We start from the raw sequence: 21753 nt of genomic DNA, 5'->3' as shown, positions 1-21753 counted from the left end.
GTTCATCCCTGGGTTTTCTTGATGGCTTCCCGAAGCACCTGGCGGTCGTCGAAGGGACGCACCACCCCGGCGATGTCCTGCCCCTGCTCGTGGCCCTTGCCGGCGACCAGCACCGTGTCGCCGGGCCGCGCCAGGGCGACGGCGGCGGCGATCGCGGCGGCCCGGTCCTCGAAGACCTGCACCTCGCCGCGCTCGTGGACGGGCACGGAGGCGGCGCCGTGGAGCATGGTGGCGAGGATCGCCAGGGGGTCCTCGGAGCGGGGGTTGTCGGAGGTCAGCACGGCCGTGTCGGCGAGCCGCGCGGCGGCGGCGCCCATGGGCACCCGCTTGGTCTTGTCGCGGTCCCCGCCGCAGCCGAGCACGACGTGCACCCGGCCCTCGGTGACCTTGCGCAGGGCGCGCAGTACCGATTCCACGGCGTCGGTCTTGTGGGCGTAGTCCACCACCGCGAGATACGGCTGTCCGGCGTCCACGCGCTCCAGCCGGCCCGGCACGCCCGGCACGGCGGCGACGCCGTCGGCGGCGGCCTGCGGGTCGAGTCCGGCGGCGGCGAGGGCGACGATCGCGGCGAGGGTGTTGGCCACGTTGAAGGGCCCCGGCAGCGGCGACCTGGCGCCGATCCGCTCGCCCCCGGGACCGATCACGGTGAACGTCGAGTCCATCGGGCCGACCTCGACGTCCTCGGCGCGCCAGTCGGCGTCGGGGTGGCCCTCGGCGGAGTAGGTGACGACCGGGACGCCGGCCTCCTTGGCGAGCCGGCGGCCGTACTCGTCGTCCGCGTTGACCACGCCGAGCCTGCTGCGCTCCGGCGTGAACAGCTGTGCCTTGGCCCGGAAGTAGTCCTCCATGTCGGAGTGGAACTCCATGTGTTCCGGGCTGAGGTTGGTGAAGACGGCGATGTCGAAGACGCAGCCGTCGACCCGGCCGAGGACCAGGGCGTGACTGGAGACCTCCATGGCGACCGCGTCGGTGCCGCGCTCGCGCATGACGGCGAACAGCGCCTGGAGGTCGGTGGCCTCGGGCGTGGTGCGCTCGGACTTGATGCGCTCGTCGCCGATGCGCATCTCGACCGTGCCGATGAGTCCCGTGCGGTGGACCGTCCTCAGCCCGCCCTCGACGAGGTAGGCGGTGGTGGTCTTGCCCGAGGTGCCGGTGATGCCGATCTGGAGCAGGTCACGGCCCGGGTGGCCGTAGATGGTGGCCGCCAGCTCACCCATCCGCGCGCGCGGGTCGTCGACCACCAGCGCCGGCAGTCCGGCCGCGGCGACGCGCTCGGCGCCGGACGGGTCGGTCAGCACGGCGACCGCGCCAAGGCCGGCGGCCTGGGTGACGAAGTCGGCGCCGTGGGCGCGGGCGCCCGGGAGGGCGGCGTACAGGTCGCCGGGGCGGACGGCGCGCGAGTCATGGGTGATGCCCGTGACCTCGGCGGCCCGTTCCGGCACGGGGGCACCCAGCTGACCGGCGAGTTCCGCGAGTGGCGCGGCGGAGACCCGGGCCGGACGGGGCGGTCCCGGATATGACACGGGGTGGCCCTTCTGGGTGGTTTGGGACTGATCGGCGTGTGGCACGGCGGTGAGCGTACCGGGCGTACCGGCCGGGGGGGAAAAGAGGGGCCCGCGCGCAGCGCGGTCCGGCAAGGGCGGTGGCGGGTGACGGGTGGGCGAGGGGCGGGGGGTGTTCTGGTTCCCGGGGTCGGGGGTGATCGTCGTCACGGGGTGGTTCCTGGTGGCTCGGTGCTCGGCGGGGGTCAGGGCTTGAAGGTGACCGGGAGGTCGGCGGGGGCGGCGCCGGTCGGCGGCACCTGAAGGGTCTTCAGGGCGAACTCCATGACCTGCTTGTACACGGGTCCGCAGATCTGGCCGCCGAAGTAGCTGCCCTCGGTGGCGTTCTGGATGGCGCAGTAGACGGTGATCCTGGGCTTGTCGGCGGGGGCGAAGCCGGCGAAGGACGAGGTGTAGCCGTGGTATTTGCCGGTGGCCGGATCCACCCGGTTCGCCGTGCCCGTCTTCCCCGCGACCCGGTAGCCCGGGATGCGCGCCTTGGTTCCGGTGCCCTCCTCGTCGTCGACGACCGACTCCAGCATCCGGGCGAGCGTCTTCGCCGTCTTCTCGCTGACCACCCTGGTCCTCTCGGGCTCCGGGGCGGGGGTGAAGCGTCCGTCGGGGCCCTTGGAGCCGCGCACCAGGGTGGGTTCGACGCGGACGCCGCCGTTGGCGATGGTCGAATAGACGGAGGCGGCCTGCATGGCGTTCACGGAGACGCCCTGGCCGAAAGGGATCGTGTACTGCTGCGAGGTGGACCACTCGTCCGGCGGGGCCAGGATGCCCTTGGTCTCGCCGGGGAAGCCGAGCCCGGTGTCGCTGCCGAGGCCGAACTTGCGCAGGTACTCGTAGAGGACCTTGTTGGCCTGGGCCTGGGTCCTGCCGAGCTGGCCGGTGGCGAGGATGGTGCCGATGTTGCTGGACTTGGCGAGCACCCCGTTGAGCGTCAGGTACCAGGTCGGGTGGTCGATGTCGTCCTTGAAGAGCCGGTCGCCGCGGTGCAGCCGGTTGGGCACGACGACGTGCGTTCCGGGGGTGGCCGCGTTCTCCTCGAGGACCGCCGCCATGGAGAGCACCTTGGCGGTGGAGCCCGGTTCGAAGGCGTCCTGGACGGCCGCGTTGCCGAGCGCCTCCGGATCGGCCTCGGAGAGGTCGCCCGGATCGAACCCGGGCGCGTTGGCCATCGCGAGGACCTCGCCGGTGCGGGTGTCCTGGACGATGACGTAGCCGCGGTCGGCCGCGGACTTCTCCACCTGCTCGCTGATGGCGTTCTGCGCGGCCCACTGGATGTCGCGGTCGATGGTGAGCTCGACGTCGCTGCCGGGCACGGCCGGGGTCTCGGTGGAGCCCGCGGTCGGGACGAGACGGCCGCCGGACTGGGCGTAGCGGATCTTGCCGTCCTGGCCGGCGAGCCGCTTGTCGAGCTGGAGCTCGATGCCGCCGCCGGCCTTGCCCTCGGCGTTGACCCAGCCCAGTATCCCGGCGGCGAGCTCGTTGTTGGGGTACACCCGCTTGCTGGTGGGCACGGAGAAGACGCCGGCCAGGACGTTGGCGGTGGAGTCGTCGGTCCCGGCCTTCTTGGCGAGCGCGGCCTTCAGGTCCTTGATCTGCCTCCAGGTCTGCGGGGTCTGGCGGCCGGCCAGTTTGACGTAGCGCAGGGCCTTGTTCTCCGGGCGCAGCTTCTCGACCAGTTCGTCCTGGTCCTGGCCGAGGATCGGGGCGAGGAGGGCGGCGGCCTGCTCGGGGCCGTCGGCGATCTCCAGCTCGTCCGGGGCGAACATCGTGGGGTCGGCCGTGATGTCGTAGGCGTCCTCCGTGGTGGCCAGGGCCACGCCGTGGCGGTCGGTGATCCCGCCGCGCTCGGCCTCCAGCACCTGGCCGACGTAGCGGTTCCGGTCGGCCTTGGCGGCGTAGGTGCTCGCGTCGACGGCCTGCACCTGGAACAGGCGGACGACGAAGGCGAGCAGGACCAGGGTCAGGGCCACGCCGATCAGACGCAGCCGGGGGCGCGGGCTGCCCAGCCGGATGACCTTCGGGGGCGCGGGGCGGGGCCCCGAAGGTCTGCGGGCCGGGCGGGCGCCGGGACCGGGGCGCCGTCCGGCGGCCGGGCGGACGGGCCGGGCGGGGCCGGGCACCCGGCGGCGGGGCGGTTCCCTGTCGGACACTTCCGTCACCTGCCGGGGGTCGGGTTCGAGGCGGAGGAGGGCGTGGGCGTGGCGGGCGGCGGGACCGTCCCGGTGGTCAGTGCCTCGGGCGCGAGGACCAGGGGGGCGCGGGCGGCGGAGGCGGCGCCGGGCACGCCCTTGACCTTGCCGTCGGGGCCGAGGAAGGCGGGGTCGCCGCCGGGCACCATGCCGAGCTCGCGGGCGCGGCGCTGGAGGGCGTCGGGGGCGGAGTAGGCGTCGATGTCCCGTTGCAGGGCCTGTTCCTCGTCGGTGAGGTTCTTGGTCTCCCGCTGGAGGTCGTCGAGCTGGAACGCGCCCTCGCTGAGCGCGGAGTTCAGCACCAGGAGGCCGATCAGACCACCGCCGAGGAGGACGACGACGAGGAGGACGAAGGGGGTGCGCGCCGCCTGGGCGCGCCCGGTGGGCAGGAGCCGGGCGAGCCGGGCCGCCCTCCCCTTCAGCTCGGGCCGCCCCTTCAGTTCGGGTTTCCTACTCACTCACGCTCCCCTGAGTTCGCTCTTCCCGCCCGTACGTCCGGCCGCCCGTCACCCGCCTCGTGCGCCGTCCGTGCCTCAACCGACGTCCTCCCGGATCCGCTCGGCGCCGCGCAGCCGCGCGGGGGCCGCGCGGCGGTTCTCGGCGATCTCCTCCTCGGTGGGAAGTTCGGCACCGCGCGTGAGCAGCTTGAGCCGGGGCTGGTACTGCTCGGGGACGACCGGGAGTCCGGGCGGGGCGGTGGTGGCGGCGCCGGCCGCGAACACCTGCTTGACGAGCCGGTCCTCCAGGGAGTGGTACGACAGCACGGCGATCCGTCCGCCGACCTCGAGGGCCTTCACGGCCGCCGGGATCGCCCGCTCCAGCACCGACAGCTCGCCGTTGACCTCGATCCGCAGGGCCTGGAAGGTGCGCTTGGCCGGGTTGCCGCCCGTGCGCTTGGCGGCCTGCGGCAGCGCGTCGCGGATCAGCTCGACCAGGCGCGCGCTGTTCGTGAACGGCTCCTTCTCGCGCTCGCGCACGACGGCGGCCACGATGCGCTTGGCCTGCTTCTCCTCGCCGTAGGCGCGCAGAATCCGGACGAGCTCGCCGGGCGGGTAGGTGTTGAGGACCTCGGCGGCGCTGACGCCGGTCGTCTGGTCCATGCGCATGTCGAGGGGGGCGTCCTGGGCGTAGGCGAAGCCGCGGCCGGCCTCGTCGAGCTGCATGGAGGACACCCCGAGGTCGAACAGGACACCCCGCACGCGCGGGACGCCGAGCCGGGCGAGGACGTCGGGGAGCTCGTCGTAGACGGCGTGCACCAGGGTGGCCCGTTCGCCGTAGGGCGCGAGCCGCTCGCCGGACAGGCGCAGGGCCTCCTTGTCACGGTCCAGGGCGACGAGCCGGGCCTCGGGGAACCGCCGGAGCAGGGCCTCGCTGTGGCCGCCGAGCCCGAGCGTGCAGTCGACCACCACGGCTCCCGGCCGCTCCAGGGCGGGCGCCAGCAGGTCCAGGCACCGCTGGAGCATCACCGGGACGTGTCGACTCTGGCTCAAGTGGCCCTCTCAAATCCGGCGTGGCGCTCACGCACCGCCGGGTTCCCGCCCTCCCCCGGTGAGGGGCGGCCGGCGCCGTCGGGCGTCGGCCGGGCGGCGGCGGGGGGAGGCCGAGCCGTACGTGCGCGCCGCGCACGCGGGGGATCTCCCGGTCGTCGCCGGGGATCCGGGGGAAATCAGTGCAGCGGGCGCTCTCGCCTCCCGCTGCGCGCCACTTTAGTCCACGGCCCCGCCCGGTCAATCAACCGGCCTGCGCGTCGCGGGCCGCGCGGCGGGTCAAGGGGCGGACCGGACGCATCACCCGTGGGAAGGGGTTCACACCACCCCTGTGGGTTACCTCACACCAAGGCTCGCTGACGTTCTTTGTCGCCTTTCACAACGGGCCTGATGCCCTTGTGACCAGTACCGTCATGGGTATGACGACTTCCGCATCGGTTCCCACCGGCTCCCAGAACGCCCTCACCGGCCACGGTACGGTCACCGACCGCCTGGTCGACGCCAACCAGCGGTACGCGGCCGCCTTCACCGACCCCGGGATGGACGCCCGCCCGGTGCTCCACGTCGCCGTGGTGGCCTGCATGGACGCCCGCCTCGACCTGCACGACGCGCTGGGCCTGTCGCTCGGCGACTGCCACACCATCCGCAACGCGGGCGGCGTCGTCACCGACGACGTGATCCGCTCGCTGACCATCAGCCAGCGGGCGCTGGGCACCCGCAGCGTGGTCCTCATCCACCACACCGGCTGCGGTCTGGAGTCCCTCACCGAGGAGTTCCGGCACGACCTGGAGATGGAGGTGGGCCAGCGTCCCAGCTGGGCCGTGGAGGCCTTCCGGGACGTGGACCAGGACGTACGGCAGTCGATGCAGCGCGTGCGCACCTCGCCGTTCCTGCTGCACACCGACGACGTGCGGGGCTTCGTCTTCGACGTGAGGACGGGCCTGCTGCGCGAGATCGACCCCGCCTGACCCGGCCGCCCACCCCGGAGAAAGCTGGACTCCGGACCCCGTGCGACGTCGTAAGACCTGACATATCGCTGTCAGTTGTCCACAGGCGAGTGACACGAATCGGTAACGGCGGCAAGAATGCGGGAGTGGTGCCACGCGGAACTTTTCCCGCGTGGTGTCCGTGATTCGGGGTGGGCCGGTCCGCACAGCACGGCGTCGGCCCCGGGACATTTGGGGTCCCCCGCTCCTTGTGGAGCGCGGGGAAGGGCCGAGGAGGGCCGGGTGACGACCTATGACGATCGAGCGAGCCTCACTGATCTGACCGCCGTGGTGGAACGCGTGCGGAGTTCGGTGGAAGGCGTGATCGAGGGAAAGCCCGAGGTCGTACGGCTCTCGCTGACCGTACTGCTCGCCGAGGGACATCTGCTCATCGAGGATGTCCCGGGAGTCGGCAAGACCATGCTGGCCAAGGCGCTGGCGCGGTCCATCGACTGCTCGGTGCGGCGGATCCAGTTCACACCGGACCTGCTGCCCTCGGACATCACCGGTGTGTCCATCTGGGACCAGCAGCGCCGTGACTTCGAGTTCAAGCCGGGCGCCATCTTCGCGCAGGTGGTGATCGGCGACGAGATCAACCGCGCGTCGCCGAAGACGCAGTCCGCGCTGCTGGAGTCGATGGAGGAGCGCCAGGTCACCATCGACGGCAAGACCTACGAACTGCCCAGCCCGTTCATGGTCGTGGCGACGCAGAACCCGGTCGAGATGGAGGGCACCTACCCGCTGCCGGAGGCCCAGCGCGACCGTTTCATGGCCCGTGTCTCGGTCGGCTACCCGAGCCCGGAGGCCGAGCTGCAGATGCTGGACGTGCACGGCGGCGTCTCCCCGCTGGAGGACCTCCAGCCGGTGGCGCACGCGCACGAGATCCTCAAGCTCATCGAGGCGGTGCGCGGCGTGCACGTGGCCGAGCCCGTACGGCGGTACGCGGTCGACCTGGTCTCCGCCACCCGCACGCACCCCGACCTCAGACTCGGCGCCTCCCCGCGCGCGACGCTCCACCTGCTGCGCGCGGCGAAGGCGTCCGCCGCCCTCGGCGGCCGGGAGTACGCGCTGCCCGACGACGTGCGGGCGCTCGCCACGGCCGTGCTCGCCCACCGGCTGCTGCCCACCGCCCAGGCCCAGCTCAACCGCCGTACCTCGGAGCAGGTGGTGCAGGAGATCCTGCAGCACACCCCGGTGCCCGCGACGGCCCCGCAGCAGACCGGCTTCGGCCTGGGCCGCGGCGGCCCGGGCTACGGCCAGCAGCCGCCCCGGAGGCTGTGATGACGACCCCGGGCGCCTCCGCGGGCACCGTCCACGCGGAGGGCGGCGGGGGCGGCCGGAGCGGCGTCAGGACGGCCCTGGCGGGTCTCACCACCCGCGGGCGCTCCTTCCTGGCCGCCGGCGTGGCCGCCGCGATCTGCGCGTATGTGCTGGGGCAGAGCGATCTGCTGCGGGTCGGGCTGCTGCTGGCGGTGCTGCCGCTGGTGTGCGCGGCCGTGCTCTACCGCACCCGCTACCGGGTCGCCGGCAGCCGCCGGCTCTCCCCCGGGCGGGTGCCCGCCGGCTCCGAGGCGCGGGTGCACCTGCGGATGGAGAACGTCTCACGGCTGCCCACGGGTCTGCTGATGCTCCAGGACCGGGTGCCCTACGTGCTCGGCCCGCGCCCGCGGTTCGTCCTGGACCGGGTGGAGGCGGGCGGGCGCCGCGAGGTGTCCTACCGGGTCCGCTCCGATCTGCGCGGCCGCTATCCGCTGGGCCCGCTGCAGCTGCGCCTGTCCGACCCGTTCGGGATGTGCGAGCTGACCCGGTCCTTCTCCACGTACGACACGCTGACGGTGATCCCGCGCGTGGAGCCGCTGCCGCCGGTGCGGCTGAGCGGCGAGGCGAAGGGGCACGGCGACGGGCGGCAGCGCGCGCTGGCGCTGGCCGGCGAGGACGACGTGATCCCGCGCGGCTACCGCCACGGCGACGATCTGCGCCGGGTGCACTGGCGCTCCACCGCCCGCTACGGCGAGCTGATGGTGCGCCGCGAGGAACAGCCGCAGCGCGCCCGGTGCACGGTGCTGCTGGACACCCGGGCCGTCGCCTACGCGGGCGCCGGACCGGACGCGGCGTTCGAGTGGGCGGTGTCCGGTGCGGCCTCCGTGCTGGTGCACATGCTGGAGCGCGGTTTCTCGGTGCGGCTGCTGACCGACACCGGCACCTCGGTGCCGGGCGAGGGTTCCGACGGGTTCGCGGGGGTGAACCAGGAGTCGGCGGACGCGGCCGGGCTGATGATGGACGCCCTCGCCGTGGTGGACCACTCCGACGAGGAGGGCCTGTCCCGCGCCTACGACGTGCTGCGCGGCGGGAACGAGGGGCTGCTGGTCGCCTTCCTCGGCGACCTGGACGAGGAGCAGGCCGCGGTGCTCGCCCGGATGCGCCAGCGCAGCGGGGGCGCACTCGCCTTCCTGCTGGACAGCGGGACCTGGCTGCGGGAACCGGCCGACGCGCCCGGTGCGTCGGACAGGCGCGGGCAGTGGCTGCGGATGCTGCGCGAGGCGGGCTGGACGGCACTGGGCGTGCCGCGGGGCGCCTCGCTGGACGAGCTGTGGCGGCAGGCGGACCGGGAGCGTTCGGGCCTGGCCGCGGCGAGCGGTGGGGAGGGACCGTGATCAGCGGGCGGGCGAGGCTGGCGCTGCGCGCGTGGGCGGCCACACTGATGGCGGCGTGCGCCCTGCTGCCGCTGGTCGACCCGGCGTCCTGGATCCTCCAGGCGGCGTTCCTGCTGGCGGTGCAGTCGGGCGTGGGCGCGGCGGCCCGGCGGGTGCCGCTGGCGCGTCCGCTGACGGTGGCGGCGCAGGTCCTGGTGACGCTGGTGCTGCTGACCCTGGTGTTCGCGCGTGAGCACGCCGCGGCCGGGCTGATACCCGGGCCGGACGCCTTCCGCTTCTTCGCCGGACTGCTGGAGCAGGGCGGGGACGACGTCGGCCGGTACGCAATCCCGGCGCCGCTGACCGACGGCATCCGGCTGATGCTGGTCGGCGGCGTGCTGGTGATCGGACTGCTGGTGGACACCCTCGCGGTGACCTTCCGCAGCGCGGCCCCGGCCGGGCTGCCGCTGCTCGCCCTGTACTCGGTGGCCGCGGGACTGGCCGACAACGGCGTCGACTGGCTGTGGTTCCTGCTGGCGGCGGCCGGCTACCTGATGCTGCTGCTCGCCGAGGGCCGGGACCGGCTCTCCCAGTGGGGGCGCGTGTTCGGCGGGGCGCCCGGCCCGGGCGGGGACTCGCCCGGCGCCGTGGCACCGGTGCGCACCGGGCGGCGGATCGGTGCGGTCGCGCTGGGCATCGCCCTGGTGGTGCCGCTCGGCCTGCCCGCGATGAACGGCGGCCTGCTGGACCCCACCGGTACGGGGGTCGGCCCGGGCTCCGGCGGGGGCGGCACCATCTCGGCGGTGAACCCGCTGGTGTCGCTGCGCGACTCGCTGAACAGGGACGAGGACCGCCAGGTGATGTCGGTGCGCTCCGAGCTGACGGACGTGTCGGACCTGTATCTGCGGATCGTCTCCCTGGACGACTTCGACGGCACCACGTGGAAGCCGTCGAAGCGGTCCATCAGCACCGTCCCCGACGGCACGTTCCCGACGCCGCCGGGCCTCGGCACCGACATCGAGCGCACGGAGATCGGCACGACGATCTCGACCGCCGACTGGTACGCCCAGGACTGGCTGCCGATGCCGTACCCGCCGAGCGGGGTGAGCATCCGGGGCAACTGGCGCTACGAACCCGTCGGCATGACGCTGGTCGGCGACCACGGGCAGAACACGCGCGGTCTGACGTACGAGGTGCGCAGCCTCCACGTGCAGCCCACGGCGGAGCAGCTGGCCGACGCGCCGGAGCCGACGCCCGCGCTGCGGCGCGAGTACACCGAGCTGCCGGACTCGCTGCCGCTCGTGGTGTCCCGCACCGCCCGCGAGGTCACCGAGGGCGCGGCCAACGCCTACGACCAGGCGGTCAAGCTCCAGGAGTACTTCACGCTGACCGGCGGCTTCGAGTACGACACCGAGGTCGACGTCGGCAGCGACTCGCAGGCGATCGCCCGTTTCCTGCGGGACCGGCAGGGCTTCTGCGTGCACTTCTCGTTCGCGATGGCGTCGATGGCCCGTTCGCTGGGCATACCGGCGCGGGTCGCGGTGGGCTTCGCGCCCGGCACCCCGCAGGCGGACGGCACGGTCGCGGTCGGACTGCGGGACGCGCACGCCTGGCCGGAGCTGTACTTCGAGGGGGTGGGCTGGACCCGGTTCGAGCCGACCCCGACCCGTGGTTCGACGCCGTCGTACACCGTGCAGAACACCCCGGAGAACACGGTGCCCGACCCGGCCCGGCCCTCACGGACCGCGTCCGCGGAGCCGTCGGCGGAGCCCTCGCAGAGCGAGAGCTGCACGGCGGAGCGGAGGAGGCTCGGGGCGTGCGAGAGCGAGTCGCCGCAGGCGGCCCTGGACACGGGCGACGACGGGCCGACGTGGTACGCGCTGCTGGGGTGGGTGCTGGCCGGTCTCGCCGTGCTGGTGCTGCCGCTGTCGCCGATGCTGTGGCGGGCGAGGACCCGGGCGGTGCGGCTGGGCGGGCACGGCCGTTCGGAGGCGGAGGCGGTGCCGTACGTGCTGGCCGTCTGGGACGAGCTGACCGACACGGCGTGGGACCACGGCATCGCGCCGGACGAGTCGCTGACCCCGCGCGGGGCGGCGGACCGGATCGTGCGGCTGGGCCGGCTCGGCCCGGGTGCGGCGGCGTCGGTGCACCGGGTGGCCGATGCGGTGGAGCAGGTCCTGTACGCGCCGCGGCCGCGGCCGGCGGCGGGTCTGGCGGACGAGGTGCGGGGCGTCGCCGCGGGTCTGCGGGGTGCGGTCGGCCGGTGGGCGCGGGTGCGGGCGGTGTTCGCTCCGCGGTCGAGCGTGCGGGTGGTGTGGGCGGTGTCGGCGTGGTGGGCCGGGGTCCGGGCGCGGCTTCTGGCGCTGCGGCCTGCCTGGCGCCGGCCGTCACGGCAGCAGGGCTGAACGAACCCGGTGCCGCGCCGACCGCGGGCAGTCGCGCCTCCCCAGTGCCTTGAAGGCCTGGGGAGGCATCTCTAGGAGCGGCTGAGGCCCTCCCGCTCGTGGTGGGGGTCCCTCCCGCTCGAGCGAAGCCGGGAGGGGGGAAGGGTGGGCCGGAGGTCCCCCTTCCGGGGGAGGCGTCCACGAGCTCCGGACCGCGCGACCCGCCAGCCCGGTCGGCCCGCACCCTCCGGGACATGCGTCAGGGGGTGACCACCGTGTCGGTGGTCACCCCCTGAGCCATGTCTCCTCGGAGGTGCGCCGGAGGCGCTAGTGGCCGCCCTGTTCGTCGCGGCGGCGCTGCCAGCGTTCCTCGATGCGGTCCATCACGGAGCGGCGCTGTCTCACCTGGCGTCCCGTCTGCGGCGCACCCGTCGCACCGGCGGCCTGCTCCCCCGGCTTGGGCGCCTTGCGCCAGCCGGTCACCGCGAGGACCGCGCAGCCCAGCATCACGAGGAACCCGACGACACTGAGCCAGACCTGCTGGGCGACCATACCGGCCATGAGGAGCGCAATACCCACGAGGAAGCCCGCGACCGCCTGGTAGACCCGTCGCCGGGTGTACGTACGCAGCCCGCTTCCCTCGAGCGCCGTCGCGAACTTGGGATCTTCGGCGTACAGCGCTCGCTCCATTTGCTCGAGCATGCGCTGCTCGTGCTCCGAGAGCGGCACGGAGTCCTCCTCATCGTGCAGTCGCCGGGGCGACCCGGGGGTCCCTTCAGGATAGGCGGGGAATCGCCCCCGTGAAACCCGCCCCTCTGCGCCAATTGGCCAACCGGTACCAGCCATCACGTCCCGGCCCGCTGAGGCTTCTCATTCCCCGGCGGCCGGCCCGTCATGCCGGGCGGTCTCCCTCGATCATACGGCGCCAAGCCGCCATTCGGGGGGCCTGTGGCGCACTCCATGCGCGGCCGGGCCGCCGGACGCGGCCCTGATCAGCGCCGCGTCCCGGCAGCCGCTCAGGCCCCCGCGGTCCCCTGCGTCTCACCGAGCACGTGAAGTTGTGTGGCCACGGAGTGGAAGGCGGCGAGCCCGGCCGCCGCGGCCTCCAGCTTCAGCAGCGCGTCCAGGGCTCCGGGCTCGGTGTCGACGAGCACGCCGGGGACGAGGTCGGCGAAGACCCGCACGCCGTGCACGGCGCCGACCCTCAGGCCCGCGCCCTCCACGAGCGCGGTGAGCCGGTCGGCGGTGAAGCGGCGCGGCACGGGGTCGCCGGCGCCCCATCGGCCGTCCGGGTCCTCGAGCGCCTGCTTGGCCTCCGTGAAGTGACCGGCGAGGGCGCGGGCGAGCACCGCGCCGCCGAGTCCCGCGGCGAGCAGGCTGAGGACGCCGTCGGGGCGCAGGGCCGCCACCGCGTTGCTGACGCCTTCGGCGGGGTCGTCGACATACTCCAGGACGCCGTGGCACAGCACGACGTCGTAGCCGCCGCGCTCGGCCACGTCGAAGAGGCCCCGGGCGTCGCCCTGGACGCCCCGGACCCGGTCGGCGACGCCGGCCTCGGCGGCGCGGCGCTCCAGGGCGAACAGCGCGTCGGGGCTGGGGTCGACGACGGTCACCCGGTGACCGAGCCGGGCGAGGGGCACCGCGAAGTTTCCGCTGCCGCCGCCGGTGTCGAGGACGTCCAGCGCCTGTCGTCCGGTCGCCTCGACCCGGCGTTCCAGGGCCTCCTGGAGGACCTCCCAGACCACGGCGGTACGGAGGGCGGCACGGGGCCGCATCGGGTCCGACACGGTAGTTGACTCCTCGGCGCGGCACCGCCTGGGCTTCGGCGGAGCTATCGGGTTTCAGGCGGTGTCCACCCTATGGCCTGCACCGTGGTGACCGACCACCCGGCCGGGGACCCGCGGGGCCGCGCGAGGTGTTCCGCCCCCGCAGCCCCTTCCCTCCCCCGCTCCCGGCTTCCCCCGAGCGGGAGGGACCCCCATGAGCGGGGCCCCGTCGTCCCCCGGGGGCTCCGTCCCGGACCCCCTTCGCGTCCACGCGGCGGAGCCGCGCGTCCGCTCAGCCCCGCACCCCTGGGGCGTCGCCCCTGTCGCCCTGCGGCCGGGGCAGGACCGGCTGGAGGACCAGCATGCGTTCGACCAGGCGGAGGAAGACGGCCACGTCGCGTATCAGGTCGTCGGCGTCCCGGTCGCTCGCCGCGCCCCGGATGCCGGCCTCGGCCCGGGCGCGGCGCCCGGCCCCGGAGGCGAAGAGCGCGCTCCACTCGGTGAGCTCGGGCGCGATCTCGGGGAGCACTTCCCAGGCGCTCCGTATGCGGGCCCGGGCGCGGGGCGAGGCCTCGGGCCGGCCCCGGGCGGCGAGCACGGCGGCGGCGGTGCGCAGGGCGGCGAGGTGGGCCGTCGCATAGCGCTCGTTGGACGTCTCGAGGACGGCGGCCTCGTCGAGTCCGGCCCGGGCCTGGGCGAGCAGGCCGAGGGCGGCGGGCGGGGCCGTGGCGCGGCGCAGCACCGGGTGGATGTCGCTCGCCGGGCCGTTCAGTGAGGGGGCAGGGCCGGTTGCGCGGCGCCGGCGGGCGGCGGCTGCGGACGAGTGGGCCATGACGAACCTCCTGTCGTCTTGGTGACGGCTCCCCCGCTGAGAGGTGCCGTATGTGCACATCGTGCGGTATGGCACTGACAATCCGTTCCGACCTGGGGTTTTGCTTCGCTCGGCGGTTCGCGTCAGTTTTGAACCGACCAGTCGGTTCAAAACGGGGGACTTGCTGGACGGTCCGCTCGGACTCGCCGTCACGGGCGGTGGCCCCGGACCGGTGGGGCAGGCGTGCGCCGTGCTCGCGGCCCTCACCGCGGGCGCCCTCGCGCTCACCGCGCCGCCGGCCCGCCGCCGCCAGGTGCGGACGCCGGACCGGCCGCACCCCGGGCCGAGCCTGTAGCCGACCCGTGAACGGACGGACCGCCGTTCCTGTGACAATCGGGGCCATGGAACGCAGCAGCACCACGCCGGGCGGCAGTGCCCGCCGCGAGGCCACCCGGCAGAAGCTCTACGAGGCGGCCGTCACCCTCATCGCCGAACAAGGCTTCTCCGCCACCACCGTGGACGAGATCGCCGAGCGGGCGGGGGTCGCGAAGGGCACGGTCTACTACAACTTCGCGAGCAAGTCGGTCCTCTTCGAGGAGTTGCTGCGGCACGGGGTCGGTCTGCTGACCGCCTCGCTGCGGGAGGCGGCCGAGCGGACGGCCGGGGAGGGCGGCGGCAGGGTCGACGCGCTGGACGCGATGATCCGCGCGGGGCTCCTCTTCATCGACCGCTACCCGGCCTTCACCCAGTTGTACGTGGCCGAGCTGTGGCGCACCAACCGGGCCTGGCAGTCCACGCTGACGGTGGTGCGGCAGCAGGCCGTGGCGGTGGTCGAGGGCGTGCTGCGCGAGGGCGTGGCGAACGGCGAGTTCAGCGACGAGATCGACGTCCCGCTGACGGCGGCGGCGCTGGTCGGCATGGTGCTGGTGGCCGCGCTGGACTGGAAGTCCTTCCAGCCGGAGCGTTCCCTGGACGACGTGCACTCCGCCCTGTCCCGGCTGCTGCAGGGGCGGGTCAGCGGCCGCCGCTGAATCCGGGACGGACGAAGGCGCCGGTCCGGCGGCGACCGCGTCCCCCGCGGGCCGCCGTCGGACCGGCGCCTTCCTCGCTCCCCCGTACGTCCCCCCGTGGAACCCCCGGACGGTCGTCCCCCCGGTTCCCCCCGTCCCTCGCTCCCGTCGGCGGTGCCGGCGGAAGGAGCGGATCGTGGGCCCGTACCGTTCCGGCGCCCCGTGTCGCCGGTTCCGGGGGCGGGCCCCTCTCCGTGGTCCCCACTCTCTCGTCCCCGCGGGCCGGCACCCATCCGCGTGCGTACTCAACTCGGCGGCTAGGTACGGGTACTCAGGACCGCGCACGCGCGCCCACGGCCCGGTGCCGCCGAGGGCGGGGGTACTCGGGGAAGGGCTCCCGGTGGCGGCGGATAAAGTCCCTGGCATGGCACGGATTGCGGTGATCGGCGCCGGGATGGGCGCGATGGCGGCCGCCGCCCGGCTGGCCGTCGCGGGCCACCGGGTGGCGGTGTACGAGCGGACGGAGACGTACGGCGGTGCGCTGCGCCGTCTGGAGCGGGACGGGTTCGCCTTCGACACCGGGCCCGGGCTGCTCCCGCTGCCGGCGGTCTACCGGGACCTGTTCGTGAAGACCGGCAGGGAGCCGCTGGAGGCGTGTGTCGAGCTGGTCCAGGTCGACCCGTCGTCGCACCACGTGTTCGCGGACGGTACGCGCGTGTCGCTGGCGGGCGCCTCCCGCGCGGGCGTCGTCTCGGCGCTGGAGGAGAGCCTCGGGACGGACGCGGCCCGGCGCTGGGGGGACTTCCTGGTGCGGGCCCGGGAGGCCTGGGACCGGTCGCGCCGACCGCTGCTGGAGGAGCCGCTGTGGCCCAACTGGCAGGTCCTGGCCGGGCGTGAGCCGTATCCGGCGGTCCCCCACAGGAAGTTCCTGCGCACGCGCAGGGCGGGCACGCTCGCGGAGGTCGGGGCGTGGGAACTGCGCGATCCCCGGCTGATCGCGCTGCTGGAGAGCCATGCGCTGGCGTACGGCCTCGATCCCCGCGACACCCCGGCGAGCGCGGCGGTGCTGCCGTACATGGAGCACGCCTTCGGCCTGTGGTACGTGCGCGGCGGCATGCGGGAGCTGGCGCGTGCGGTGTACGAGCGGTGCCTGGCCCGCCGGGTGGAGTTCCACTTCGGTGCGGAGGTCGCCGGGGTGCTGGAGAAGGACGGCCGGGCGGCGGGGCTGGAGCTCGCCGGCGGCGCGGTGGCGGAGGCGGACTTCGTGGTCGCCGGGGTGGCTCCCGGGGTGCTGGACCGGCTGAGCCGGGGGACGCGGGTGCGCGGGGACGGCGAGGTCCCGGGCCGGCGGGGGACGGCGAGCCGGGTGACGGTGGCGCTGGCGCTGCGGGGCGGGCGTCCGGAGGGGACCCCGCACCGCACGGTCGTGCACACCGAGGACCGGGAGGCCGAACTGGAGTCGCTGTCCGGTGCGCCCGGGGGCCCGCCCCCGCGGCCCACGGTCACGGTGCTGCGGCCGGACGACCCGGCGCCGGTCCCGGACGCCGGCCACGAGGCGGTCACGGTGACGTCGGTGGTGCCCGCCGGGGCGGAGGGTGACTGGGACGCGTACGCCGAGGAGCTGATCGCCGTCGCCGGGCGTGCGGTGCCCGGTCTGCGCGACCGTCTGCTGTGGCACGAGGTGCGCACCCCGGCCGACATCGCCGGGGAGACCGGCGCCGAGGGCGGCGCGGTGCCGGCACCGGCGCTGGCCGCGGCGGGCGGGCGGCTGCTGCACCCGGCCAACGGCACCCGGCTGACGGGGCTGTTCACGGCCGGGGGCTGGTCCCACCCCGGCGGCGGGCTCCCGCACGCCGGTATGTCGGGGGCGCTGGTGGCCGGGCTGATCGTGGAGGGGCCGGAGTTCCGCGGGTCGCGGTGAGCGCGCTCAGTAGCGGTACTGCTCGTCGTACCCGCTGCCGTGCGTCTGTCCGTCGCCCTGGTACGGGTACTGCTGCTGCTCGGGCGGGAGTTCACCGCCGTACGCGTCGTCGGCGGTGCGCTGCTGCGGGACCCACAGGCCGCCGGCCGGGGTCTCGGCGCCGTAGCCCTGCTGGGCGTACGGGTCCTGGCCGTGGCCCTGCTGGGGGTACTGCTGCGGGTCGGCGTAGCCGGTGTCGTACGAGGCGTTCCCGTAGGCCGAGTTGCCGATGTACGGGTCGGAGTAGGCCGCGTACTGCTGCTGGCCCGTGGTGTCGTAGCCCTGCTGCTGGCCGTAGCCGGAGTAGTCGTAGGCGTGGTTCGGGTCGGTGCCCTGGGCGGCCGCCGCGTACTGCTCCTGGGACGGGGCCGCGTACCCGGTGTCGCCGTAGACGCCGTAGGAGCCGGTGTCGTCGGGCATGGGCTGCGGCTCGTAGACGGCGGTGGTCCCGTCGGCCGTCGGCCGGTCGGGACGGGCGGCGGGGGTGAACACGTCGTCGCGGTCGTAGTCGTCGTCCGCGCGGTGGCCGGTGCCGTCGCGGTGCACGTCGCCCTCGTCGCCGTGACCGGCGCCGGACGCCTCCAGGTCGGAGACCTCCAGGGTCGGCTCCTGGCGTCCGCGGTCGCCGCGGCGGCCCTTGGCGGCGGCCAGCGCCGGCGCGTTGACCGCCCAGCCGGCCGCGAAGCCGCGGCGGAACGACAGCGTCACGTAGGTCTGGCCGACCGCGAAGGCCGCGGCGCCCAGCCCGATGACGACGACGGACGGGATCAGCACACCGAGCACGACGCCGAGGAAGCCGGCGAAGGCGAGCAGCCGCCAGCGCAGGCGTGCCTTGTACTGCAGCAGCACCTCACCGAGCAACCACAGCGCGACGATGCCGAACGCGATGTAGAGGACCGCCCAGCCCATGTACGCCCCTCTCCCAGTGGCCGCTACTCAGTGTGTCGTATATCAGTGCGACCGGTCTAGGCCCGCGGTGGGTGGTGCAGGCCCAGGTTCTCGTAGATTTCCAGGGTCGCCGTGGAGTTGTTGAGTGTGATGAAGTGCAGTCCGGGCACTCCCTCGGCCAGCAGCCGGGCACAGAACTCCGTGGCGAACTCGATACCGATGGAGCGTACCGCCGCCGGATCGTCCTTCGCTGCGAGGATCCGCTCTTTGAGGGCCTCCGGGAACGACGCGTTACTGAGCTTCGGCAACCTCTCCAGCATCTTCACGCTGGTCACCGGCATGACTTCGGGAATCACGGGAGTCTCGCAGCCCGCCGCGTGTACTCGGTCACGCAGGCGCAGATAGGACTCGGGCCGGAAGAACATCTGCGTGATCGCGTAGTCGGCGCCGGCCCGGCACTTGTCGACGAAGCGGGCGACGTCGGTGTCCCAGTCGGCCGAGCGCGGGTGCATCTCCGGGAAGGCGGCGACGCCGACGCAGAAGTCGCCCGACTCCTTGATGAGCCGGACGAGTTCGGCGGCGTAGGTCAGGCCCTGCGGATGCGGCACCCAGTCGCCCATGGGGTCGCCGGGCGGGTCGCCGCGCACGGCGAGCATGTTGCGGATCCCGGCGTCGGCGTACTGGCCGATGATGTTGCGCAGTTCGGCGATGGAGTGGTCGACCGCGGTGAGGTGGGCGACCGGGGTGAGGGTGGTGTCGGCGACGATCTGCTGGGTCTCCTTGACCGTGCCCGCGCGCGTGGAGCCGCCCGCGCCGTAGGTCACGGAGACGAAGTCCGGCCCGACCGCCTCGACCCTGCGCAGCGCGCTCCACAGGTTCCGCTCGCCCTTGGGGGTCTTCGGCGCCGAGAACTCGAACGAGAACGTCGTCTTGCCGGTGGCGAGCATGTCGCGCACGGTGCGGGCGCGGTCAGTCCTGGTGGATGCGGTTCCGAGGGCCATACCGGCAGGTTAGCCAGGGGGCCGTGGTCCCCCAACCGGATGGGTGACATTTGTCTGAAATGCCGACTTGTTGTCCACCCCTTGGACAGACCCGGGACGCGCGGGGGTCATCCGGCGTCCGAGGGCGCCGCCTGCCGCAGCCGCTTCGCGAACTCGGCCGCCGCCGCGCCCGGGTCGTCCGCCTCGGTGAGGGCCCGTACGACGACGACCCGGCGGGCGCCGGCGTCCAGCACCTCGTCGAGGTTGCCGAGGTCGATGCCGCCGATGGCGAACCAGGGGCGGTCGGTGCCGAGGGCCGCGGTGCTGCGGACCAGGCCGAGGCCGGGGGCGGGCCGGCCGGGCTTGGTGGGGGTGGGCCAGCAGGGGCCGGTGCAGAAGTAGTCCACGCCGGGCTGGACGGCCGCCGCGGCGGCCTCCGGCTCGGTGTGGGTGGAGCGGCCGATCAGGACTCCGTCGCCCAGGACGGCGCGGGCGGCGGGGACGGGGAGGTCGCCCTGGCCGAGGTGGAGGACGTCGGCGCCGGCGGCGTGGGCGACGTCCGCGCGGTCGTTGACCGCGAGCAGTCTGCCGTGCCGGGCGCAGGCGTCGGCGAGGACCGCCAGGTGCTCCAGCTCCTCGCCGGCCTCCATGCCCTTGTCCCGTAGCTGCACGATGTCGACCCCGCCGGCCAGGACCGCGTCCAGGAACTCCGCGAGATCGCCCTGCCGCCTGCGGGCGTCGGTGCACAGGTAGAGCCGGGCGTCGGCGAGCCGGGCGCGAGCGGTGGCGGTCATACGGGGTCCCCTCCGGGAGGTCGGCGGCGCACGGACCCGGTGGGCCCGGCGTGTCGTGGCGGGCGCCCCGGCCGTCACGGGCCGGCGGAGCTCGCACCGCAACGGACCCTATGCCGCCGCGCCGGCACGGTTCCCCGCGGCCGGGGCTCGCGCCCCGGCCGGTGGTGTCCTGGTGGAGGGACGGCCGGGTCCGGGTCAGACCGCGAGTGCCTGGGCCCGGCGCTTCACCTCCGTGCCGCGGTTCTCGCCGAGCGCCTGCGCGGGCGTGCCCGGCAGGGTGGGGTCGGGGGTGAAAAGCCATTCCAGCATCTCTTCGACCGTGAAGCCGTCGTCCCGCAGGAGCGTCAGGGTCCCGGTCAGGCCCTTGACGACCTTGTCCCCGTCGATGAAGGCGGCGGGCACGTGCAGCGCGCGGTTCTCACCCCGGCGCACGGCGATGAGCTGGCCCTCCTTGACCAGCTGCCGGACGCGCGTCACCTCGACGCCGAGCATCTCGGCGATGTCGGGGAGGGTGAGCCAGGCGGGGACGAGAGCATCGATCTTTGCGTCAATCTCGGTCACGGGACAAGCCTGCCATCTGCCACCGACAGTCGGAAGTCAGCCCCGCCCACCTGGGCGGACGCGCCGGGCCGGGGCCTCACGCCGTCGCCGACTTCAGGGGCCGCGCCGGGTCCGCCAGCAGCTCCGCGTCCATCATCGTGCCCGCCTCGATCAGCCTGCGCCCCTGCGCCATGTCCCGGGGCCGCCCCACCGCGAGCAGCGCGACCGGGCGGGACCCCCGCAGCCAGCAGACGCTCCACGCCGCCTCGGCGGGGTCCCCGCGCCACACCGTCCGGTCGGCGTCCGCGTGGTGCCCCGCGTACTGCACGAAGCGCCCGAACTGCTCGGACCAGAAGTACGGCACCGGGTCGTAGACCGCCGGCTCCCGGCCGGTGGCCGCGCCGAGGATGTTCACGGCGACCGTGCGCGGCCCCTGGAGGGCGTTGTCCCAGTGGTGGACCAGCAGGCGCTCGCCGTAGCGCCCGGAGGGGAAGGACGCGCAGTCGCCGACCGCGTACACGTCCGGCAGGGAGGTCGCCAGATGACGGTCGGCGAGGACCTCCCCGTGCGCCCCGAGCCCGATGCCGGAGCCCGCCAGCCAGGCGGTGGCGGGCCGGGCCCCGATGCCGACGACCACGGCGCCCGCGGGCAGCCGCGTGCCGTCGTCCAGGACCACCGCGCCGGGCTCGACGCGCTCCACGCGCGCGCGGGTGCGCAGCGTGACGCCGGCCTCCGCGTACCAGGCGGCCATCGGGGCGGCCACCTCGGCGGGCAGCGCCCCGACGAGCGGCCGCTCCTCGGCCTCCACGACGGTGACCGCGCAGCCCGCCTCGCGGGCCGCCGTGGCGAACTCCGCGCCGATCCAGCCGGCGCCGACCACCACGACGTCGTGCTGCCGCGCGAGCACCGGCCGCAGCCGCGCGGCGTCGTCCAGGGTGCGCAGCAGATGCACGCCGGGCACGCCCTCCGTGCCCGGCAGCCGGACCGGTTCCGCGCCGGTGGCGACCACCAGGACGTCGTACGGGACGGGCCCGGCCTCCGTGTCCAGCTCGTGGTCGGCGGGGCGCAGGCCGAGCACTTCGCAGCCGAGCCGCAGTTCGACGCCGGCGTCCTCGAAGTCGACGTCGAAGGCGGAGTCCTCGGCTTTGCCGAGCAGCACCGCCTTGGACAACGGCGGCCTGTCGTACGGCTGGTGGGGTTCCGCGCCGATCAGGATCACGGTGCCGTCGAAGCCCTGCTCCCGCAGGGCGAGGGCGGTCTGCACGCCGGCCATGCCCGCGCCCGCCACCACCACCCGCCGCGGCTCGGACCGTACCGGTTGCTGCGTCTGCTCGCTCACCCGATCACCTTAGACACCTGACGCGGCCTCACCGGTCGAGCTGCTCCACCACGCTCGTCCCGCTGCCCGGCTGCGACTCCCACTCCCAGCTCTCCTCCAGCCGCACCCGTCCGTCGGGCAGTTCCACGACCGTCGACACACAGTGCCCCGAGGAGGTGGTGCCGTCCCGCTTCAGCTGCACGTACCGGAAGTCCAGCCGGTCCCCCGCGCGGGTGCCCACCAGGTGCCCGCGGACGACGTCGCCGCCCGCGTACTCGGCCCAGACCTCGCCGTCCCGCTCGTGGTAGACGAAGCGGGTGCGGGTGCCGACCTGGCCGGGAGCCTGGTCGGCCACGGGGGCGAGGACGAGTCCGTCGAGCGATCTACGGGGCGGGGCGGAGTCCCCCGGTTGAGGGTGGTGGCGGGTGACGGGCGGGCGGGCCACGGTGAG

The 21753-nt window shown here is 74.3% G+C and carries 20 protein-coding genes; 7 read left to right on the top strand and 13 right to left on the bottom strand.

The features are described from left to right. Positions 1 to 2 precede the first annotated feature (2 nt). The 4 genes from ACFY3N_RS12215 to rsmH form a co-directional block, all read right to left on the bottom strand. Complete coding sequence (locus tag ACFY3N_RS12215) at positions 3 to 1523, bottom strand: UDP-N-acetylmuramoyl-L-alanyl-D-glutamate--2,6-diaminopimelate ligase (RefSeq protein WP_390816861.1); 1521 nt, start codon at positions 1521 to 1523, stop codon at positions 3 to 5. 224 nt (positions 1524 to 1747) lie between these two features. Continuing rightward, positions 1748 to 3706, bottom strand: coding sequence for a peptidoglycan D,D-transpeptidase FtsI family protein (locus tag ACFY3N_RS12210; protein ID WP_390816554.1), 1959 nt, complete (start codon positions 3704 to 3706; stop codon positions 1748 to 1750). 5 nt (positions 3707 to 3711) lie between these two features. Further along, entirely contained in the window at positions 3712 to 4203 is a 492-nt protein-coding gene (locus ACFY3N_RS12205; RefSeq protein WP_390816553.1) for a septum formation initiator family protein, read from the bottom strand. A 75-nt stretch (positions 4204 to 4278) separates the two neighbouring features. Beyond that, a complete protein-coding gene (gene rsmH, locus ACFY3N_RS12200; protein ID WP_390816552.1) occupies positions 4279 to 5235 on the bottom strand; it encodes a 16S rRNA (cytosine(1402)-N(4))-methyltransferase RsmH in 957 nt (318 codons plus the stop codon). A gap of 416 nt (positions 5236 to 5651) precedes the next feature. Between rsmH and ACFY3N_RS12195 the strand changes: the two genes are divergently transcribed. The 4 genes from ACFY3N_RS12195 to ACFY3N_RS12180 all read left to right on the top strand — a co-directional run bounded on the left by ACFY3N_RS12195 (position 5652) and on the right by ACFY3N_RS12180 (position 11256). Further along, positions 5652 to 6200, top strand: coding sequence for a beta-class carbonic anhydrase (locus ACFY3N_RS12195; protein ID WP_390816551.1), 549 nt, complete (start codon positions 5652 to 5654; stop codon positions 6198 to 6200). 261 nt (positions 6201 to 6461) lie between these two features. Further along, complete coding sequence (locus tag ACFY3N_RS12190; protein ID WP_390816550.1) at positions 6462 to 7499, top strand: AAA family ATPase; 1038 nt, start codon at positions 6462 to 6464, stop codon at positions 7497 to 7499. Next, positions 7499 to 8872 carry a DUF58 domain-containing protein gene (locus ACFY3N_RS12185; RefSeq protein ID WP_390816549.1) on the top strand — a complete coding sequence of 458 codons (1374 nt, stop codon included), beginning with the start codon at positions 7499 to 7501 and terminating at the stop codon, positions 8870 to 8872. Before ACFY3N_RS12190 ends, ACFY3N_RS12185 begins: the two co-directional genes overlap by 1 nt. Positions 8873 to 8919: 47 nt before the next feature. Continuing rightward, positions 8920 to 11256: a DUF3488 and DUF4129 domain-containing transglutaminase family protein gene (locus ACFY3N_RS12180; RefSeq protein WP_390816860.1), complete on the top strand. Its 2337-nt coding sequence runs from the start codon at positions 8920 to 8922 to the stop codon at positions 11254 to 11256. A gap of 306 nt (positions 11257 to 11562) precedes the next feature. Here the strand turns inward: ACFY3N_RS12180 and ACFY3N_RS12175 are convergent, their stop codons facing one another. From ACFY3N_RS12175 to ACFY3N_RS12165, 3 genes are all read right to left on the bottom strand, one after another. Further along, positions 11563 to 11964 carry a DUF3040 domain-containing protein gene (locus tag ACFY3N_RS12175; protein WP_390816548.1) on the bottom strand — a complete coding sequence of 134 codons (402 nt, stop codon included), beginning with the start codon at positions 11962 to 11964 and terminating at the stop codon, positions 11563 to 11565. 287 nt (positions 11965 to 12251) lie between these two features. Further along, positions 12252 to 13022, bottom strand: coding sequence for a methyltransferase (locus ACFY3N_RS12170; RefSeq protein ID WP_390816547.1), 771 nt, complete (start codon positions 13020 to 13022; stop codon positions 12252 to 12254). Between the two features lie 271 nt (positions 13023 to 13293). Then, a complete protein-coding gene (locus ACFY3N_RS12165; RefSeq protein WP_390816546.1) occupies positions 13294 to 13833 on the bottom strand; it encodes an SAV_6107 family HEPN domain-containing protein in 540 nt (179 codons plus the stop codon). A 160-nt stretch (positions 13834 to 13993) separates the two neighbouring features. On the opposite strand from ACFY3N_RS12165, the gene ACFY3N_RS12160 reads away from it, so the two are divergent. From ACFY3N_RS12160 to ACFY3N_RS12150, 3 genes are all read left to right on the top strand, one after another. After that, positions 13994 to 14167 carry a hypothetical protein gene (locus ACFY3N_RS12160; RefSeq protein ID WP_390816873.1) on the top strand — a complete coding sequence of 58 codons (174 nt, stop codon included), beginning with the start codon at positions 13994 to 13996 and terminating at the stop codon, positions 14165 to 14167. Between the two features lie 46 nt (positions 14168 to 14213). Further along, entirely contained in the window at positions 14214 to 14843 is a 630-nt protein-coding gene (locus ACFY3N_RS12155; RefSeq protein WP_390816545.1) for a TetR/AcrR family transcriptional regulator, read from the top strand. Between the two features lie 403 nt (positions 14844 to 15246). Further along, positions 15247 to 16743: a phytoene desaturase family protein gene (locus ACFY3N_RS12150; RefSeq protein WP_390816544.1), complete on the top strand. Its 1497-nt coding sequence runs from the start codon at positions 15247 to 15249 to the stop codon at positions 16741 to 16743. A 6-nt stretch (positions 16744 to 16749) separates the two neighbouring features. On the opposite strand, the gene ACFY3N_RS12145 is transcribed toward ACFY3N_RS12150, so the two are convergent. The 6 genes from ACFY3N_RS12145 to ACFY3N_RS12120 all read right to left on the bottom strand — a co-directional run bounded on the left by ACFY3N_RS12145 (position 16750) and on the right by ACFY3N_RS12120 (position 21747). Beyond that, complete coding sequence (locus tag ACFY3N_RS12145; protein ID WP_390816543.1) at positions 16750 to 17691, bottom strand: hypothetical protein; 942 nt, start codon at positions 17689 to 17691, stop codon at positions 16750 to 16752. 56 nt (positions 17692 to 17747) lie between these two features. Then, a complete protein-coding gene (gene metF, locus ACFY3N_RS12140) occupies positions 17748 to 18671 on the bottom strand; it encodes a methylenetetrahydrofolate reductase [NAD(P)H] (protein ID WP_390816542.1) in 924 nt (307 codons plus the stop codon). A gap of 107 nt (positions 18672 to 18778) precedes the next feature. Next, complete coding sequence (gene thiE, locus ACFY3N_RS12135) at positions 18779 to 19444, bottom strand: thiamine phosphate synthase (RefSeq protein WP_390816541.1); 666 nt, start codon at positions 19442 to 19444, stop codon at positions 18779 to 18781. 195 nt (positions 19445 to 19639) lie between these two features. Beyond that, entirely contained in the window at positions 19640 to 20005 is a 366-nt protein-coding gene (locus ACFY3N_RS12130) for an Rv2175c family DNA-binding protein (protein WP_390816540.1), read from the bottom strand. Positions 20006 to 20081: 76 nt separating this feature from the next. Further along, positions 20082 to 21323, bottom strand: a complete 1242-nt coding sequence (locus tag ACFY3N_RS12125) for an NAD(P)/FAD-dependent oxidoreductase (protein ID WP_390816539.1) — start codon at positions 21321 to 21323, stop codon at positions 20082 to 20084. A 28-nt stretch (positions 21324 to 21351) separates the two neighbouring features. Further along, a complete protein-coding gene (locus ACFY3N_RS12120) occupies positions 21352 to 21747 on the bottom strand; it encodes a hypothetical protein (RefSeq protein WP_390816538.1) in 396 nt (131 codons plus the stop codon). Positions 21748 to 21753 lie beyond the last annotated feature (6 nt).

The organism is Streptomyces sp. NPDC000348 (assembly GCF_042898795.1).
Taxonomy (GTDB): Bacteria; Actinomycetota; Actinomycetes; order Streptomycetales; family Streptomycetaceae; genus Streptomyces.
Note: the sequence above shows the minus strand (reverse complement) of the source record. Positions and strands in the feature narration are given on the sequence as shown.

What these genes read in the sequence shown, in the direction of transcription:
- ACFY3N_RS12185 (WP_390816549.1), top strand. Translation starts at nt 7,499, where the DNA reads ATGACGACCCCGGGCGCCTCCGCGGGCACCGTCCACGCGGAGGGCGGC.
- ACFY3N_RS12145 (WP_390816543.1), bottom strand. Translation starts at nt 17,691, where the DNA reads ATGGGCTGGGCGGTCCTCTACATCGCGTTCGGCATCGTCGCGCTGTGG.
- thiE (WP_390816541.1), bottom strand. Translation starts at nt 19,444, where the DNA reads ATGACCGCCACCGCTCGCGCCCGGCTCGCCGACGCCCGGCTCTACCTG.
- ACFY3N_RS12180 (WP_390816860.1), top strand. Translation starts at nt 8,920, where the DNA reads ATGGCGGCGTGCGCCCTGCTGCCGCTGGTCGACCCGGCGTCCTGGATC.
- ACFY3N_RS12165 (WP_390816546.1), bottom strand. Translation starts at nt 13,833, where the DNA reads ATGGCCCACTCGTCCGCAGCCGCCGCCCGCCGGCGCCGCGCAACCGGC.
- ACFY3N_RS12195 (WP_390816551.1), top strand. Translation starts at nt 5,652, where the DNA reads ATGACGACTTCCGCATCGGTTCCCACCGGCTCCCAGAACGCCCTCACC.
- metF (WP_390816542.1), bottom strand. Translation starts at nt 18,671, where the DNA reads ATGGCCCTCGGAACCGCATCCACCAGGACTGACCGCGCCCGCACCGTG.
- ACFY3N_RS12155 (WP_390816545.1), top strand. Translation starts at nt 14,214, where the DNA reads ATGGAACGCAGCAGCACCACGCCGGGCGGCAGTGCCCGCCGCGAGGCC.
- ACFY3N_RS12150 (WP_390816544.1), top strand. Translation starts at nt 15,247, where the DNA reads ATGGCACGGATTGCGGTGATCGGCGCCGGGATGGGCGCGATGGCGGCC.